Below are 17,907 nucleotides of genomic sequence, written 5' to 3' on the forward strand. Positions count from 1 at the left end.
GGCCGGACGTCGGGAGCAGTGGTTGATCGACCGAACAATGCCGTCCTGCGCGCCGCTGCTTCGGTTGGCCCTCCATGCCCGGGAGCGGTGCCGTCACAGGGTGACGAGGGTGATCTCGGTGGCCTTCACGCTGCACCAGACCGGTACTCCGTCGGCGAGGCCCAGTTCGGCGGCGGCCTGGGGCGTGACCTCCGCGACGGTGTCCGCGGTGGTTTCGGAGGCGATGAGCACCCGCAGCCGGCTTCCCGCCGCGGTGATCTCCCTGACGGCTCCCTCCCATACGTTGCGGGGACTGCCGGAGGGCCGTGCGGTGTGCAGCGAGACGGCTTCCGGCGCGACGATTGCCAGGGCCCGCACTCCTGCCCGTTCGGGTTCGGCGACGACCAGGCTCCCTCCCGCATCCGGTTCCAGCCCGGTCTCGGTGGTGGTGCCCGGCCACGCGTTGCGTCCGAGCATCCGCGCCACCCACGGTGAGCGGGGGTGCCGGGTCACTTCACCGGGTGGCGCGTCCTGGAGGGCCTGACCGTGGTCGAGTACGAGGACCCGGTCGGCCAGGGACACCGCCTCGACGGGGTCGTGGGTGACGAGCAGGCAGACGCCGCCGAAGCCGCCGAGGTGCGTGCGCAGGGTGTGGCGGACCCGGGCGCGGGTGGTCTGGTCGAGGGCGGCCAGCGGTTCGTCGAGGAGCAGGAGGCGCGGCCGGGCCGCCAGCGCGCGGGCGAGTGCGACCCGCTGGGCCTGGCCGCCGGAGAGCTGGGCGGGCTTGCGGCGGGCGAGGTGGCCCACGCCGAGCCGGTCCAGCCAGAGCTGCGCCGCCCGCAGGGCCTCGGCTTTGGGCGTGCCCTGGGCGCGCAGCCCGTACGCGGTGTTGGCGAGGGCGGTCAGGTGTGGGAAGAGTGCACCGTCTTGTGGCACCCAGGCCACCTGTCGTTTGTGCAAGGGCAGCGAGGTGGTGTCGGTGTCGCCGAGCCGGAGGTCGGCGTGGGCCCGCGGGGTGAGCCCGAGGAGGGCGCGCAGCAGGGTGGTCTTGCCGGCGCCGTTCTCGCCGACCACGGCGATGGTGGTGCCCGGCTCGGCGTCCAGCGTCAGCTGGTTGAACCCGGTGACCCTGGCGTGCAGGGCCCAGCGCGCGTCCTCGGCCGGCGGTTCGGGCACGTGTGGTTCGGGGGCGTCTGCGACCGGGTCGTCGGTGACGGTCCTGTGGTGGATGTCCCGTACGGCGTGGTCGCTGGTCCATCGTCCGCGCAGGCCGATCAGCACCACCATGGCGATCACGAGCAGCAGCAGGGACAGTGAGGTCGCTGCCTCCGGGGAGTCCTGCAGCAGCAGGTACACCTGCAGCGGCAGCGTCTGGGTGACCCCGGGGAGGTTGCCCGCGAAGGTGATGGTCGCACCGAACTCGCCCAGGGCCCTCGCCCATGTCAGGGCCGCGCCCGCGATCAGGCCGGGTGCCACCATCGGCACGGTCACCGTCAGGAACACCCTCAGCGGCGAGGCCCCCAGCGATGCCGCGGTCTCCTCGTAGCCGGGCCGCAGCCCGCCGAGGGCGCCTTCGAGGCTGATGATGAGGAACGGCATGGCCACGAAGGTGGCGGCCACCACCGCGCCGGACGTGTGGAACGGCAGGGTCAGGCCGAAGGTGTCCTCCAGGAAGGGCCCGAGCAGGCCGCGCCGCCCGAAACCGAGCAGCAGGGCGACACCGCCCACGGTGGGCGGCAGCACCATCGGCAGCAGCACCAGCGAGCGCACCAGCGTCTTGCCGCGGAAGTCCACCCTGGCCAGCAGCCAGGCCAGCGGCACCCCGAGCAACAGGGACAGGCCCAGTGCGCAGAAGGAGACGAAGAGGGAGAGGCGCAGTGCCTCCAGCGCGCCCGGGGTCGTCAGGTGGGCGCCGAGCTCGGACCACTGGGTCCGCACCAGGATCCCGATCAGCGGGATGGCCAGGAACGCGACCGCGAGGAAGGCGGGAACGACCAGGGCCAGGGGCGGCCGGGTCCCGGCGCGGCGCGGCCTGCCGGGGCGCCGGGCGCGGCCGGCAGGAGCGGTCGGGGTGGCGCTGTCGGGGCGCACGCTCGTGGGCATCTTCCTCCTCCACGGGACCGGTCTGCTCACCCGGCGGGGCTCGGAGACCGGTGAAAGGACCGTCCGCAGGGCCGGACGGACCACTCGGCGCCGGTCAGGGCTGCTGGAAACCTGCGGCTTGGAGGATCTGCTGCGCTTCGGCGCTGGTCAGCCACGTGACGAAGGAGGACGCGGCCTGGGGGTTCTTGGACTCCTTGAGGGCGGCCGCCGGGTAGGAGGCGATGACGTTCTGGTCGTCGGGGATCTCGACGGCGTCGGTCTTGCCCTTGGAGGCCGTGGTGTCGGTCTTGTAGACCATGCCCGCGTCGGCCTCGCCCAGCTCGACCTTGGACAGGACGGCCCGTACGTTCGGTTCCTCGGAGACGGGCTTGACGGTGACGCCTGCCTTGTCGAGGGCCTCACGGCTGTAGCGGCCGACCGGTACGTCGGGGGCCGCCAGGACCACCTTGAGGTTCGGGTCGGAGAGGTCCTTCAAGCCTTCGATCTTGTGGGGGTTGCCCGGAGCCGTGGCGATGACCAGGCGGTTCTTGGCGAAGATGACCGGATCTCCGGTCTCGGACTTCAGTCCGTCCATGGTCTTGGTGTCGGCCGTCGCCAGCGCGTCCGCCGGGGCGCCCTGGCGCACCTGTGCCGCCAGTTCCTGCGAGCCGGCGAAAGAGAAGTTCACCTTGGTGCCCGGGTGGCTCGTCTCGTATGCGGCGCCCGCGGTCTGGAAGACGTCGGTCAAGGAGGAGGCGGCCAGGACCGTCAGGTTCGCCGCCGGCGCCGTCGACGAGGCGCTCCCGCTCGGACTCGCTGCCGATCCGCTGTCCTTGGTGTCGCTGCCACAACCCGCGAGGGCCGGAATCAGCAGAGAGCCGGCCAGCAGGGCCATGGCAGCGCGACGCGGAAGGTGAATGCTCGGCATGGTCTTGTCAGCTCCTCGGGAACGGAAACCGGAGAATCTGCAAACGCGCGGCGCAATGGTTTGCGCGTGACGCAGATGCCACAAGTAGAGGGGCGGAACACCGCATCTGCACTTCGCGAGCAGAGCTGCGAAGCCCGACGAGGGGTGGTGCGAAAGGCTTGAAGCCCGCCACACCGCAAGGCAGCCGGGCCGAGCATTCTGCGACGTCCGGGGAACCGGCAGACCGCATGGCCGCACGGCCATTCGGGTGGCGGACGCGATCGGAAAACACGTAGCGGTCGCCGACGAACAGCTCCCGACCGCCGACCGGACCGGCGGCCGGAGCGTGCTGCTCCCGCCGCCGGTGTGGGCGTGCCGGCCGATCGGAGTCCGGACGCCGCGGCCCGCACGGACGGCGATCTGCTGCTCGGAAGCGACGGCGGCCTCCTCCACGGCGACCCGCACCGTCGTGCCCGCCATACGGTGCACAGCCTCCAGCGCCACCTGGTAGGGCACGCCGGTGTCCCGCGCCCACACGTTCGCCCATTCCTGCGGATGCTCGTGGACGCAGTTGCGGGCGGGCTGCAGCCGCTGCAGGTAGTCCTTCATGGCCTCGCACTTACCCCTGTCCGCCGGCTCGGAGGGGGCGGCGATGCGGAGTTGCTTCTTGCACGCGAACGTCGAGCTCCTCGGAGCATCTCGCGACAGGGTCGCGGCCGGCGGCAAGCGGAAGGCGGCAAGCGGAGGGCGCCGCTCTGACGTCGGGGTCCGGGCGAAGCCCCCAGGCTCCGACCCCCGGCCATGTGAACGCACCCCTCGAAATCGACACGGGCACCTGGCGACAGAGACCGCAAATGCAAGCGGAATCTCAACAACGACTAGCTGATGCTATGCTCGCGCAGCCCCTCACCTGGCACATGCTCTGCTCACGTCGCCGCACGCCGCGGCAGAGCCTCATCCATGATTCAAGGGGACGCAGTTGACCCGAAATGTGCTCATCACCGGGGGCTCGGGCGGAATCGGCCGGGCCTGTGTGGAACGGTTCGCCCAGGACGCGGACCGGACCGTCTGGTTCACGTACCGCAACGGCCGCGACCGGGCCGAGGACCTCGTACGGGAGCTGGCCCTCACCGGCCGCGCCAAGGTCGAGGCCTTCCCCTTCGACCAAGGCGACTGGGAGGACCACGAGCGGCTCCTGGACCGGCTGCCCGGTCCCGTCGACATCCTCGTGAACAACGCCGCAGTGGGTTCCAAGACCGTCGAACACTACGCGGACGGCCCCCGCCACGACCTGGCGTCGGCGTTCTTCCAGATCAACGCGGTCGGCCCGCTCTGGCTCATCGAGCAGCTGCTGCCCGGGATGCTGGACCGCGGCTACGGAAAGATCGTCAACATCTCCAGCGTGGGCGGCGGGATCTTCCAGTTCCCCGGCTTCCACCCCGCCGACGGGATGAGCAAGGCCGCCCTCACCTACCTGACCCGGCACCTCGCCGCCGAGCTGGCGCACACCCCGGTGCACGTCTTCGCCCTCTGCCCGGGCGTCGTGGAGACCACGATGTTCCAGGCCAGCACCCTGGACCGGCTGTCGCCCGGTGAGCGCGACGCCCTGGTCACCCGGCTTCCGGGCGGCCGTATGATCCGCTCCGAGGAGATCGCCGAACAGGTCCGCTGGCTCGCGGGTGAGCACTCCGCACCACTGCACGGCGCCGTCATCGACGCCTCCATGGGCCTCGGCGTCAATCCGGGCATGCTCGCCGCCGCCGGCGCCGGCACCGGGCGGTCGTGATGGTCTCCCGCCAGGCCGCCCGGCTGCTCGCCGACACCCCGGCGATCGCCGACGCCCACTTCCGCGCCGAGGCAGAGCCCTACCACCCCGACGCACGCCCCGACGGCTACCTCAACCTCGGCACCGCGGAGAACCGCCTGCTCTGGGACCTGCTGCGGGACCGGCTCGCCGCGCTTCCCCCGATGACCGAGCAGACCGCCCGCTACGCACCCCTGCACGGCACCGCCGTGCTGCGCGAGCGAGTGGCCGCTCTACTCTCCACCACCTGCCGGACCGTGCTCGACCCGGACGATCTGGTCGTGATCAGCGGCGCGACCGGGGCCCTGGACGCCATCGCGTCCGTGCTGTGCGACCCGGGCGAGGCGATCGTGGTGCCCGCGCCGTACTACGGAGCCTTCGACACCGACCTCGGCGGCAGATCCGGCGCCCGGATCCTGCCCGCCCCGCTCTCCCCCACCGACGGCTTCCGGCTGGCACCCGCCGCCGTCGACCGCGCCCTGCGGGAAGCCCGCGCGACGGGCGTCACGGTACGCGCGGTCGCGGTCTCCTCACCGTCCAATCCGATCGGTGAAACGCACCCGCCCGAGACCCTCGCCGCACTGCTGCGGGTGGCCCGCGCACACGACGTCGACCTGATCTCCGACGAGATCTACGCCCACTCGGCCTTCGGCGACCGGGAGTTCACCAGCGCCACCGACCCGGCCGTCAACCCGCACTGGGCGCACCGCACCCATGTCGTCTGGGGCTTCGCCAAGGACTTCGCCCTGCCCGGCCTGAAAACCGGCGTACTGCACACCCGCAACCCCCAGGTCCGGTCCGCCGCCCGGGCCATGGCCTACTTCGCGCCCGTCTCCACCGCCACCCAGAACACCTTGGCCGAGCTGCTGGCCGACCCCGCCTGGACCACCTCCTTCCTCGCGGAGGGACGCCACAGGCTGGCCTCCTCGTACGCGCACCTGTGCTCGTTGCTGGACGAGCACGGCATCCCGTACGCCCCGGCCGACGCGGGTTTCTCCGTCTGGCTCGACCTGCGTGCCTGGCTGCCCGGCAGCGGCTTCGACGCCGAACAGCGCCTGTGGGCGGAACTGTTCGAGACCACCAGGGTCAGCATCCTGCCCGGAGGGGCGTTCCGCTCGCCGGAGCCCGGCTGGTTCCGGCTGTGCCACGCGGTCGACGCCACGCTCGTCACCGAGGCGGTCCACAGGATCGCGGCACATCTGCCCGCCCCGTCGCCCTCCCCGTCCTCCCCTTCCTCCCCCTCACCGAACGGAAGCCGCCCATGAGCAGCGCACCGAGCCCCCTGGACCGCTGGTACGAGAGCGCGGGCGTGCGGGGCGGAGTCCGACGTATCTTCCACGCGGAGACCGAACAGGGCCGGGTCTTCTTCCCTCACGCCCTGGTCTCGCACCTGGACCACCCCGAGGTGAAGGCGCTGGCCCCGGAACGGATCCGTGAGATATCCGTGCGCCACCTCTACCAGTTCCTGCACTCGACCACCCACCTGGAGACCCGGGTGGTCAACGGAGCGGCGGAGCCGGTCGCCAACGGCAACACCGGCATGCACTTCCCTTCTGCCCTGCGGATGGACGCCTTCAAGGTCTACTGCGACGAGGGCTACCACGCCCTCTACAGCCTGGACCTGGCGGACCAGATCGCGGCCGTCACGGGCATCGAGGTACCCGACGTCGACTACGGCGGATTCGTCACGGCGCTCCAGGACAGCGGGCGACGGCTGCTGCCCGAGGACCCGCTGCTGGCCGGGCAGTTGCAGGCGGTGGTCTTCGAGACGCTGATCACGGCCGTGCTGAACGAGGTGCCGCAGGACCCGACGGTGGTGAGCACCGTGCGCGACCTCATGCGCGACCACGCCAAGGACGAGGGACGCCACCACCGGTTCTTCTCCGCCTTCTTCCTGGAGCTGTGGGCCCGCCTTGACCGGCCCCGCCGGATCCTGGCCGCCCGGGCGCTGCCCGCGATGATCCGCGCCGCGCTGGACTGGGACGTGGAGCCGGTCCGGGTGTCGCTGCGGCTGGCCGGCCTGGACGAGGACCGGATCGAGGCGGTCATCACCGACTGCTACGGCGGAGACGCCGGCATCGGCCGCATCCAGACGGTCTCCCGCTCCACGCTCCGGCTCTGCGCCCAGGTCGACGCGTTCGATCTGCCGGGCGCGGCGGACGCATTCGCCTCGTACGGTCTGCGCGCGCCGGAGGACACCGATGACTGACACCGGCGAGGTCACCTACCCGGACTACCTGAAGCTGCCCCAGCTGCTGGCGCTCCAGGTACCGCTCGCCGACGGCGTCCCCGACGAGCGGCTGTTCATCGTCGTCCACCAGGTGCAGGAGCTGTGGTTCCGCCAGCTGATCGGCGAACTCTCCGACGCCCGCGACCGGATGCTGGACGACGACCCGCGGGCGGCCCGGGCACGGCTCGCACGGGCCGTGGTCATCACCCGGGCGCTGATCGCCGGAATCCATCCGCTGCGCACCATGCCGCCCCGGGAGTTCCGGGCTTTCCGGGGCGTGCTCGGCAGCAGCAGCGGCGCGCAGTCGGCGCAGTACGTCGAGATCGCGGCGCTGGCCGGCTCGGACTGGGTTCGCGGACCGTACGGCGACCACCTGATCGCCGGGCTGCGCCCGGAAGAACGGGAACGGCTGCGGGCCCGGCTCGCCGAGCCGACGGTGTGGGACGCGTTCGTCCGGCTGCTGGACAAGACCGGTTTCACGACGGCGACGGAAGAGGGCCGGCAAGAGGCCTACGCACGGCTGGCGGCTCTGACCGGTGCCACCGACACCGGGAATGATCCCCGGCAGCCCGCGCACCTGCCCGAACTGGCGGACCTGGCGGAGGTGCTCGTCGATCTGGACGAGGTGTGGACGGAGTGGCGGGCCTGCCACGCACTGCTCGTGGAGCGACAGATCGGCGCCGGACCGGGCACCGGCGGCAGCAGCGGCGTGAACCATCTGCGGGCGGCTGTGCACCGGCGCTTCTTCCCGGAGCTCTGGCTGGCCCGCACCGCGGCACTACCGGGGGCTCCGACGGCACCCTGAAAGTCGGCTGCGGCCCGCGAGGGGCGCCTGGAGGCACGACGGTGCCCCGCACATGCTCCCGGAGCGGCTTGGGCCCCCTGCGCGATGACCCCCCGATCTGCGCGCAGGGGGACCTGGCGGCCCCTCTGCGGGGAGCCGTCTCCGCGCGGGACGACTGGTTCCGGATACGGATGGATCAGCGTGGTCGTCGCGCAGCTGGGTCGATTGTCCTGACTCCGCCCGGCATGCCGCCCGCAAGACGAGCAGCCGCGGGTCTTGGTTCATGGTGCGGGGAGATCTCACGATCTTTCCCCACGCTCCCTAGCCCCGTCGCAGCGCGGATCGCCGCCCTCGCGCTCGCGCACATGACGGTCCTGCTGGTGTGGTTGCTGTGCTGGGCGACTGCGCTCGCCACCGCACGTACGGCGATCGGCACACCCCGGTTCCGGCGTGGGATGAGCCGCAGGGCAGGGACAGTCCTGGTCGCCTTCGGGGTTCGAACGGCGACCGCGAGCTGACCTGGCGCCGCTGTCTCACGCCACGACCGACAGCCAAAAGATCGCAGCACAGTCGGCGAGGGCAGTCGGTGCAGAAAGGGCCTCGGGTACCACCCCTCGGGCACGGACCGCATCGTTCGGATCCACTGTGCCAATGTCGACTTCGCACAATGCGTCCGGAGCCACCCGCCTGGCCGCCCTCGGAGCCCGTCGGGGGAACGTCCTCCGGGACGAACACGGCGAGGCACCACCACACCGCTGGGCAGGCCGCCATGACGGAGGCGGCCAATGATGGCGGACTCGGCAGGGGTTTGAGGACCGGCTGCGTCAGCCCGCCGCGCTCAGAATCAAGTTGTCCAGGGTCAGCATTGGTCCTGGCACACCGTGCCGCGAAGAGTCACACATGAGAAACTTCCCGGGTTGCTGCTCCGCCTCACACTTGCTTCGCACTGGTCGGGACAGCACAGCGAACCGGGCGTCGCCTACCTTCGGCGAGGCCCCGGCCTCGATCCCGAACCATCACATAGTCATCGCACACGACCCCGTGGTTTCAGGTGAGTTGGGGGGATCTCGGGGGCCGGGATCGGGGGCCCGTCATAGCCTTTGACCTCACCGAACCGGGTTCCGTTCATCCAGTCCTCACGGGCCTGAACGACCTCTTCATGACTTCTTGAGACCCAGTTCCAGAACCATTGAATCGCTCGACGTTTCCGCAGGTCAGAGCGTTACGGTCTTAAAAGTCAGCAAAAGTCAGCATGGAAGGATCTCCCGCAGACTGCCTGGTCGGGGCATACCTCCCCACCTCCTTACTCGCCCAGGCAGACTCCGAAGGGCGACCGCGTCGGTGTGGAAGTGGCGAAGGACATGGGACCACTCCCACCAGCGCACGGCCGCCACCTTCGGCGAACGGTAGGCGAGCCCAGTTTCCCGACCTGTCCAGAAAATCCTCCACGACAACCGGTTCGATATGGTTGACGCCATGTCAAATAGCCACGACGCGGGCGATCGGTCAGCCGCCCAGCCCAGCCCGAAACTCTCGAGGGTGCGCTACGAGAAGGATGGACACATTGCCCGCGTGACACTCGACCGACCCGAGGTCCTCAATGCCATGGACTTGCGCATGCATGAGGAACTCGCCGGAGTTTGGGACGACTTCGAAGCCGACCACGACATATGGGTGGCCGTACTGTCCGGTGCGGGCGATCGGGCCTTCTCCGTGGGACAGGATCTCAAGGAGTTGGCCGGCCGCGTCCAGGAGGGAACGGCAAGCACTGCCACGTTCGGCAGCCGGGGCAAGGCGGGCTGGCCCCGCCTGACGGAGCGGTTCGACCTGGCCAAGCCGGTCGTCGCGAAAGTCCAGGGATATGCCATGGGTGGAGGCTTCGAACTCGCGCTGGCATGCGACATCGTCGTTTGCTCCACGGACTCGACTTTTGCTCTGCCCGAGGCGAAACTCGGCCTCATGGCCGGAGCGGGCGGGGTGTTTCGGCTGTCCCGGCAATTGCCGTGGAAGACGGCCATGGGCCATCTGCTGACGGGGCGGCCAATGAACGCACAGCGCGCGTTCGAGCTCGGTCTCGTCAACGACGTCGTACCGGCCGAAGACCTCGACGCCTGCGTCGACGGCTGGGTGGCCGACATCCTGAGGTGTGCGCCGCTGTCCGTACGGGCCATCAAGGAGGCCGCCACGAAGTCCGCCGACATGTCCCTGGAGCAGGCGTTCGCGGCGCGCTATCCCTGGGAGGAACGTCGCATGCTGAGCCGAGACGCCCTGGAAGGTCCCCTGGCGTTCGCCGAAAAGCGCGCCCCCCGGTGGGAAGCGCGCTGACCAGCGGTCGCCGGTGGGCGGCGCACGCACATCCGTGACGTCCGCCGCCCACCGGCGGGTATATCAGCCCGGTGGAACCTCGGCGATACCGCCGTGGCCGCGGGGCCGCAGACCCCGGGCGTGCGCCGTCAGGCAGACCGGACAACAGAGGAAGTCCGTGGAACGACGTATGCCGCGCCTCAGCCTGCCCAGCCAGGCCCGTCCCCCGGACGCCGCACGTCCCTCCCCGTTCCGCGTCACTGGGGGTCCAGGACGAGGCGGTGGTCGTCACGCGGCTGGATCGGCCTCGTGTCACGGCCCACGAGGAAGTCCGGCCGTACGGGGTTTCGGGGCGCGTTGTCGACCGCGTTGTAAGTGATGAGCAGCAACGCGCGCCGGTCCTCGGAAGAGTTGTTCGACGACGAGTGCACGATGCTCGGGTGAAACGCGTGCAGGCTGCCGGCCCGCCCGAGGATCCAGGCCTTCCCCCGTTCCGCGATCAGCCGCTCGGCGCGTTCCGTGCTCACGGTGTAGGCGAGATCGTTCGAGACGTGCTGCCGCCAGTCCGAGTTCTCCTCCGAGCGTTCGGGAAGGTCGAACAGCCCCAGGGTGTGCGATCCGGGAACGACGAGCAGCGGCCCGTTGTCCTCATGCACATCGTCCAGCGGGATGGCTATGTTGACCGCGTCGGGGCGTTCCATTCCATCCTCCTCGCGCCAGAAGGCGTAGTCCTGGTGCCAGGGCCAGGCGGCCCCTTCACGGGCCTGCTTGAGGTTGACCTTGAACTGGTAGACGTACACCGGACCACCGATCAGGCCCTCCGCGATCCGCACCAGCGTCGGGTGGCTGACGAGTGCCGCACAGACCTCGTCGAACTCGTGGCACCCGTGGATGGCCCGAACCAGGGCGCTGTCCTTCTCGTGAACGACCTCAGGCCTCGTCTGGCTGCTGATCTCCGCCACTCGCCGGCGCAGCAGGTCGACGGACTCATCACTGAACCGGTAGGGCAGGACGCAGTGGCCCTCCTGGTCGTAACGGGACTTCAGCAGGTCAAGGCCCGCACTCGAATCCGTGAAAACAGACATGCAAGTATCTCCTTGTTCGTTGATTGGCGCCGTGCGCGGCGGCCCTGCAGCAACTGTTCGTGGCGGAAGCACCTGTGGGCATTTCTGCCGCCCGCGCCCTCGAGGCCCGTTCCTGTCAGGCAGGAGCGGGTTCTGTGTCCGGCACGGCCGAGGGGAGCGACCGCATCGCCCTCAGGGGTGAGAGCACGATGGGGATCCACGTCATGGCCAGCCCCACCGACCCGACCCACAGTGCGGCCCGCACGCCGAACTGGCTTCCCACGACGGCAGCCACGCCGGAGCCGGCGGTGAGGGCGCCGAACAGGATGAACCGCATGGTGGCGCTCATCCTGCCGAGCAGACGAGCCGGCGTGACCGTCTGCCGGAAACTCACCACGATGACGTTCTTCATGCCGTTGCGGGAAACGATGACCCCCCATGCGATGCACGAGAGCCACAGCATGGTTCCCCTGTCGGAAAGGGGCAGGAGCAGGCAGAACGGCACGGAGACGAGGTCCAGCGTCCACAGTAGGCGTCCGTGCCCCACCTTCTCCGCAGCACTGCGTGCGGTGAGGGCGCCGAGCAGTGCGCCGACGCCACCGCAGCCCAGGAACACTCCCACCGACCCTGCGGTCAAGCCCAACTCACGCAGGTAGAGGACCGGCATCATGATGATGATGATCTGGTAGGAGAAATTTGTGATCGCGCCCGAAAGCGAAAGGGCGCGGAGCAAGGGGTGCGACCAGACGAACTTCACACCCTCGATGACATCGCGCAGGAGGCGCTTCTCCTCGGTTCGCCGTACTTTCTCTTCCCGGTGCCGGATGAGCGCGATACACAACGACGACCAAAGATAGCTCACTGCATCGATCAATACCGCGAGGGGGGCACCGATGGCCTGGACGATCAGGCCTCCGAGGCTCGGCCCCGCAATGCTGGTGAATCCATCGAGTGAGCCCAAACGGGAGTTGGCGTCGACGAGTCGATCAGACTTCACCACCGAGGGGACGAAACTCTGGGACGAGAGGTCGAAGAAGACGGAGAGGACGCCGCAGGCGAACACGACGCACATCAACCAGCCGAACGAGAGGACGTCCAGCCACCAGGCCAGCGGAATGGAGGCGAAGAGGGCGGCACGCAGGAAGTCGGCGAGGATCATGACGGGGCGGCGCCGCAGACGGTCCACCCAAGCACCTGCGGGCAGCCCGATGAGCAGGAACGCCGCCGTGGACATGGCCGACAGGAGGCCGACCTGGCCCGCGGTGGCATCCAGTGACATCACCGCCACCAGGGGCACCGCGAGATTTCCCACCTCTGTGCCGAACATGCTGATCGCCGAGCCGAAGAAGAGCAGACGGAAGTCCCGCAGCCGGTAGATCGAATCACTGGCGAAGAGGAGCGTTCTCCGTTTCTTCTTCGTCGGCTTGTGGAGACCTCCCGGTGAATCTTCCCAAGAGTCCAGAGAATCTGACACAGAAATGCTCCTAAAATTTAGGTCGCTCACCGGCCGTTCAGCGGCTGAGCGTGTCCGCCGCATCGAGACGCGCTTGCAGGGATCGCACCAGATACGGCAGGTGGGTCTTGCTCAACATCGAGTAGTGATCACCAGGAACGGCATGCTCCGTCACGCCCCGCAGAGCGACGGCGCGCCATTGCTCGGCCACTGCCTCGTCCTGGGCGTGCTCGGTGGCGAAGAGCTCCACGGCCAGGTCGGCCGGCGCAGGACGATGCGTCAGGAACGCTTCCTGGTTCCGGAGGAACACATGGATGCGATCGCGCAGGACATCGCCGATCTCTCCATGCGCCAGCCCGGCACCCTTCATGACTTCGACGGCGAATCCGACGAGATCCTCGTCGGAGGTCCGGGCCGGGAGTGTGCACTGCTCCGCCGCGCCTCCCTGCATCGCCGCGACGTCGTGCAGGTACGCCTCCAGGCGCTCGGTCAAGGCCGGCAGTTCGCCGTGACCCGGTGGAACCCAGGAGTCCAGGAGCGCTACGAGGCGTACCTCCTGACCTTCGCCGGCCAGGATCCGCGCCATTTCGAAGGCCACGGCGCCTCCCATGGACCAACCGCCCAAGAGGTAGGGGCCGACGGGTCGAACGGTGCGCACATGGCGGACGTATTCGGCCGCGATGTCAGGGATCGAGGCGGCGGCCGGGAGCAGGCCCGACGTGTCTTCCAGCCCGTAGAACGGCTGATCAGGGTGAAGGAGGTCGGCGATCGGGAAATACGGGACCGCCGACCCGCCCACGGCGTGCACGCAGAAGAACGGGACCCGGCTCCCCGATGGCTTGATCGCAACGAGCGGAGAGGCCGCAGCCTTGTCATGGTCCGAGAGCCCGGTGCGACTCTCCACGAGTTTCGACATGTTCTGCAGGGCCGGCGCCGCATAGAGGTCCCGCACAGACAGTTCTACGCCCACCCTCGACCGGATCCCCGCGATGAGCGCCATCAGGTTCAGCGAGGTTCCCCCCAGCTCGAAGAATGTGTCCGCGCAATCGATATCCTCCATGGACCGGCCGAGCACGGATGCCCAGAGGGAGGCGAGGATCCGCTCCGTGCGCGTCGTCGGCGGGAACCGCACGACGCGGGATTCGGCCGGAGGATCTACGAGCTTGCCGTAGTCGAGCTTCCCGCTGATGGTCAGGGGGAGCTCCTCCATGGTCATGAAGCGTGCTGGCACCATGTAGTGGGGCAGCAGGGCGGCCGCGTGCTCGCGCAGGATCTGCGGTTCGAGGTCGACGCTCGGCACCGCTACGACGTACGCCACGATCTGAGGTTCCCCGCCCGCGATGGTCCGTACGGCGACCGCCGCCGCGGAGACGGCCGGATGCCGGCGAAGCGCGAACTCGATCTCCCCGGTCTCGATGCGCATTCCTCGCACCTTGACCTGGCCGTCTCGTCGGCCGAGGAACTCCAGTGCCCCGTCGGGCCGTCGGCGCACCATGTCCCCCGTGGCGTACATACGGCTCCCGGGCCGGGTCGCGAAGGGGTCCGGCACGAAACGTTCCGCGGTCAGGTCGGGTCGGTTGAGATATCCGCGACCCACACCGACGCCCGCCAGGTACAGCTCCCCGGGAACTCCGGGGGGAACGGGCTGTCCGGCCCGGTCCAGGACGTATCCGCGCATGTTGGCGATCATGTGGCCGATCGGAACGGTCTGATCGGCATCGCCCGGGGGACATGTCCAGGCCGTCGCGGTCGGCGCGGTCTCCGTGGGGCCGTAGACGTTCGTCAATGTGACGTCGAGCTTGCTCCACAGCTCGTTCCGAAGATCGGCGCCGAGGGTCTCGCCACCGCAGAAGACCGCCCGGACGCTGCGCAACCCGGCCACCCCGGGTTCCTCCAGGAAGTGCCGCAGCATCGACGGCACGAAATGGATCACGCTCACGCCTTCGTCGGCGATCAGGCGCGTCAGGTAGCTCCGGTCATGGTGTCCGTCGGGTTTCGGCAGGACCAGCGTGCATCCCGCGGTGAGCGAACCGAAGACCTCCCAGACCGAGGAATCGAAGGTCAGCGATGCCTTCTGGATCATCACGTCCTCGGAACGCAGACCCAGGACGTCATGGATCGCCCGGAGCCAGTTCACGATGCCCCGGTGCTCCACCATCGCCCCCTTGGGAGCACCGGTGGAGCCCGACGTGTACAGCACGTAGGCGAGGTCACCCGGCGTGGTGCCGGGGTCCACGCGTGACCTCGGGTAGCGTCCCGCGAGGCCCGGCCAGTCCCCGTCGAGCGTCACGACGTGCGCGCTGCTGTCCCCGAGTCGGCCGCTGATGTGCTGCTGGGCTAGGACCACCGGTACGCCGCTGTCGGCCAGCAGGAACCGGAGCCGCTCGGAGGGGAGGTCGGGGTCGAGCGGCAGGTACGCGCCGCCGGCCTTGAGGACGGCCAGGAGACCGATCACGAGCTCGAAGGATCGTTCGAGTGCCACACCGACCAGCACGTTCGGGCCGACGCCGAGCTCGACCAAGTGATGCGCGAGCTGGTTGCTGCGACGGTCGAGCTCCCCGTAGTCGAGTTCCGCCTCCCCGAATCTGAGCGCGATCGCATCGGCCGGCGTCCGGCTGATCCGTTCGGCGATCCAGTCGTGCAGGCACACGTCCGCACCGTTGTCGACGTCCGTGTCGTTCCATCCGTGTACGGCCCGGACGCGCTCCGCTTCGGTCAGCAGTTGCAGCTCGCCGATGGGGGTGGACGGTGCCCGCACGGCCTGGGCGAGAACGTGGTGCAGCTGCTCGGCCAGCCCCTCGATCCGCGCGGGCTCGAAGAGCAACGTGTTGTACTCGATCTGGACGCCCATGGCGCCCTTCCCGTCGAGGCTCACGATCACGGTCATGTCCAGGCGGGACTGATTCGTGGCCAGCTGGACGGGTTGCACGGCGATGCCCTCAAGGGTGAGGCCTGGCCCCGCCGTCCTCTCCGTGTCCATCGAGAAGGCAATCTGGTAGAGCGGATTCCGGCTCGAATCCCGTACCGGCTTCAGCAAGTCCACGATCTTGCCGACCGGCACGTCCTGGTTGCCGAGGGCACCCGCCACGGACTCGTGACAACGCGCCACCAGTTCCCGGAACGCCGGGTCACCACCCGTATTCGCCCGCAGGATCAGGGTCGTGACGAACAGCCCGACGGTCGACTCGAGTTCGGCACGGGAGCGGCCGTTGTACACGGAGCCGACCGCAAGGTCCTCTTCCTCCGTGTACCGGGACATCACGGTGAGGAACCCGGCCAGGAGCACGGCCAGCAGGGATGCGTTCTCGGCGCGTGCCAGGCGCTCGAGGTCTCCGCCCAGGCTCTCATCGAACCTCCGCTCGACCAGGGCTCCGCTCCACGTCGCCTCGGCGGGGCGCGGGAAGTCAGTCGGCAGCTCCAGACTCGTCATTCCGGCCAGCTGGTTCTTCCAGTAAACGAGTTGACGGGCCATCGAGTCGTCGGAGAAGCGGTCCCGCTGCCAAGCGGCGTGATCAACCGCCTGGATCGCGGGCGCCGGTACCACCGGTGCTCCGGAGGACGCACCGGCTCGGTACAGGCACTCGATCTCCTCGAACAGGATCGCGAACGACCACCCGTCCGTCACCACGTGATGGGCGGCGATGACCAGCAGGGCATCGGTATCGGAGAACCGCACCAATGAGCACCGGAACAGCGGTCCGGTCGACAGGTCGAACAACGCGTTCGCCGCCTCCTCGGCGAAGCCCTGCGCGTACGCGTCACGCGCCGAGGAGTCCATACCGGGACGCTCCACCACCTGGAACACGGTCGGATCCGGGGCGGCTTCGATGATCTGGTGAGGAACTCCCGCCGATTCGGCAAAGCGTGTGCGCAGGGGCTCGTGGCGTGCAACCAGCTCCGTGACCGCGTATTCGAGACGGCTGACGTCGAGCTCACCGTTCAGGCGGTACGCGTACGCGATGTTGTAGACGCCGTGCTCCGGGGCCATCTGGTGCAGGAACCAAAAGTCTTCCTGCTGGTACGACAAAGGGAGTATGCCGTCGCGAGGCACCGGGACGACGGCGCGCGTGCCACCGCTCTGTCCGCGGTGCTGTCCTAGTCTGCGCGCGAGAAGTGCCTTGCGCTTGTCCTCGACGGATGCCTTGTGCATGCTGCTGCTCCTGGTATCCCCGGTGTGAGGTTCTGTGGTGGTCAGGCGTTGTGTCGTCGGGGCCCGACACAACGCCGTGCTGGATCCGGCGGCTCGGGCAAGGGGGCCGGACCGCTCAGGCGGACAGCAGCTCGCGCACGATCTCCAGTGCGTCCTCGATGTCCTGCTCTTCGACGCCCGCATGGGTCACGGCCCTGATCCGGCCGTGTCCGAGCTCGGCGACGGCGAGACCCCGGAGCTTGCACGCGTCCACGAACTCCTGCCACGTGAACCGGTCCTCACCGACCCGGAACATCACGATGTTCGTCTGAACCGAGTCGGGCTGGACGTCGATGCCGTCGATCTCAGCCAGCCCCCTGGCCAGGCGGCGCGCCAGCGCATGGTCCTGGGACAGCCTGGAGGCGGATTCGATGGCCACGATCCCGGCAGCGGCGATGAACCCTGCCTGACGCATCCCACCACCCAGCATCTTCCGGATCCTTCGTGCGCGGACGATGAAGTCGGCGTCGCCGGCGAGGATGGAACCGATGGGTGCGGACAGCCCCTTGGAAAGGCAGAACTGGACGGAGTCGGCGTACTGCGTGATGTCGGCCACCGGAACGTCCGCTCCAACGGCGGCGTTGAACAGGCGTGCGCCGTCCATGTGCACGGCGACGCCGCGCGCCGCCGCAAAGTCGGCCACCCGCGCCAGGTACTCCTGCGGAAGAATCGATCCGCCACACCGGTTCTGCGTGTTCTCCAGGCAGATCAGCGAGGGAAGGGCGAACTGCGGATCTTCCATGTCGTCCGGGAACGCCTTGGCGAGGTCCTCCAGTGAGAGCGTTCCGTCCGGCTGATTCGGGATCGGCTCGTAGACCACGCCTCCGCACACCGTCGCGCCGCCGGCCTCGTAGACGTAGATGTCGCTCTCGGCGCCCACGAGGACCTTCGAACCGCGCGGGGAGTGGGCCATGATGGCGGCGAGGTTCGCCATGGTTCCGCTGGGCATCAGGCAGGCGGCGGCCATTCCCGTCACCTTGGCGGCGAGCGCCTCCAACGCCAGCACGGTGGGGTCCTCGCCGTACACGTCGTCCCCGAGTTCCGCCTGCTCCATCGCCAGACGCATCTCGGCAGTCGGCAACGTGAAGGTGTCACTGCGCAGCTCGATCAT

Annotated in this window: 11 protein-coding genes and 1 pseudogene; 5 read left to right on the top strand and 7 right to left on the bottom strand. The window is 69.0% G+C overall.

Annotated features, from left to right (window positions below):
• Positions 1–93 precede the first annotated feature (93 nt).
• The gene (locus AB0O36_RS03650) at positions 94–2,082 is read right to left on the bottom strand and encodes an ABC transporter permease (protein WP_365103514.1); all 1,989 of its coding nucleotides are present in this window, start codon (positions 2,080–2,082) and stop codon (positions 94–96) included.
• A 94-nt stretch (positions 2,083–2,176) separates the two neighbouring features.
• Positions 2,177–2,989, bottom strand: a complete 813-nt coding sequence (gene modA, locus AB0O36_RS03655; RefSeq protein ID WP_365103517.1) for a molybdate ABC transporter substrate-binding protein — start codon at positions 2,987–2,989, stop codon at positions 2,177–2,179.
• A gap of 958 nt (positions 2,990–3,947) precedes the next feature.
• On the opposite strand from modA, the gene AB0O36_RS03660 reads away from it, so the two are divergent.
• The 4 genes from AB0O36_RS03660 to AB0O36_RS03675 are packed head-to-tail and all read left to right on the top strand — an operon-like array spanning position 3,948 to position 7,807.
• On the top strand, positions 3,948–4,754 hold the full coding sequence (locus AB0O36_RS03660) for an SDR family oxidoreductase (protein ID WP_365103520.1): 807 nt from the start codon (positions 3,948–3,950) through the stop codon (positions 4,752–4,754).
• Complete coding sequence (locus AB0O36_RS03665) at positions 4,754–6,037, top strand: aminotransferase class I/II-fold pyridoxal phosphate-dependent enzyme (protein WP_365103522.1); 1,284 nt, start codon at positions 4,754–4,756, stop codon at positions 6,035–6,037. The genes AB0O36_RS03660 and AB0O36_RS03665 overlap by 1 nt, the downstream gene beginning before the upstream one ends.
• Positions 6,034–6,981 carry a diiron oxygenase gene (locus AB0O36_RS03670; RefSeq protein ID WP_365103525.1) on the top strand — a complete coding sequence of 316 codons (948 nt, stop codon included), beginning with the start codon at positions 6,034–6,036 and terminating at the stop codon, positions 6,979–6,981. The genes AB0O36_RS03665 and AB0O36_RS03670 overlap by 4 nt, the downstream gene beginning before the upstream one ends.
• Positions 6,974–7,807 carry a tryptophan 2,3-dioxygenase family protein gene (locus tag AB0O36_RS03675; RefSeq protein ID WP_365103528.1) on the top strand — a complete coding sequence of 278 codons (834 nt, stop codon included), beginning with the start codon at positions 6,974–6,976 and terminating at the stop codon, positions 7,805–7,807. Before AB0O36_RS03670 ends, AB0O36_RS03675 begins: the two co-directional genes overlap by 8 nt.
• Positions 7,808–8,810: 1,003 nt before the next feature.
• Here AB0O36_RS03675 and AB0O36_RS03680 read toward each other — a convergent pair.
• A pseudogene (locus AB0O36_RS03680) lies at positions 8,811–8,972 on the bottom strand (pirin family protein); the annotation flags it as partial.
• 353 nt (positions 8,973–9,325) lie between these two features.
• On the opposite strand from AB0O36_RS03680, the gene dpgD reads away from it, so the two are divergent.
• The gene (gene dpgD, locus AB0O36_RS03685) at positions 9,326–10,111 is read left to right on the top strand and encodes an enoyl-CoA-hydratase DpgD (RefSeq protein ID WP_365103531.1); all 786 of its coding nucleotides are present in this window, start codon (positions 9,326–9,328) and stop codon (positions 10,109–10,111) included.
• 236 nt (positions 10,112–10,347) lie between these two features.
• Here the strand turns inward: dpgD and AB0O36_RS03690 are convergent, their stop codons facing one another.
• The 4 genes from AB0O36_RS03690 to ltaE all read right to left on the bottom strand — a co-directional run bounded on the left by AB0O36_RS03690 (position 10,348) and on the right by ltaE (position 17,907).
• The gene (locus tag AB0O36_RS03690; RefSeq protein ID WP_365103534.1) at positions 10,348–11,175 is read right to left on the bottom strand and encodes a phytanoyl-CoA dioxygenase family protein; all 828 of its coding nucleotides are present in this window, start codon (positions 11,173–11,175) and stop codon (positions 10,348–10,350) included.
• A gap of 115 nt (positions 11,176–11,290) precedes the next feature.
• Entirely contained in the window at positions 11,291–12,628 is a 1,338-nt protein-coding gene (locus tag AB0O36_RS03695) for an MFS transporter (RefSeq protein WP_365103537.1), read from the bottom strand.
• 37 nt (positions 12,629–12,665) lie between these two features.
• Positions 12,666–16,757, bottom strand: a complete 4,092-nt coding sequence (locus tag AB0O36_RS03700; protein WP_365103539.1) for an amino acid adenylation domain-containing protein — start codon at positions 16,755–16,757, stop codon at positions 12,666–12,668.
• A 115-nt stretch (positions 16,758–16,872) separates the two neighbouring features.
• Positions 16,873–17,907: a low-specificity L-threonine aldolase gene (ltaE, locus tag AB0O36_RS03705; protein WP_365103542.1), complete on the bottom strand. Its 1,035-nt coding sequence runs from the start codon at positions 17,905–17,907 to the stop codon at positions 16,873–16,875.

The sequence above is a fragment of the Streptomyces sp. NPDC089799 genome (assembly GCF_040684755.1).
Taxonomy (GTDB): domain Bacteria; phylum Actinomycetota; class Actinomycetes; order Streptomycetales; family Streptomycetaceae; genus Streptomyces.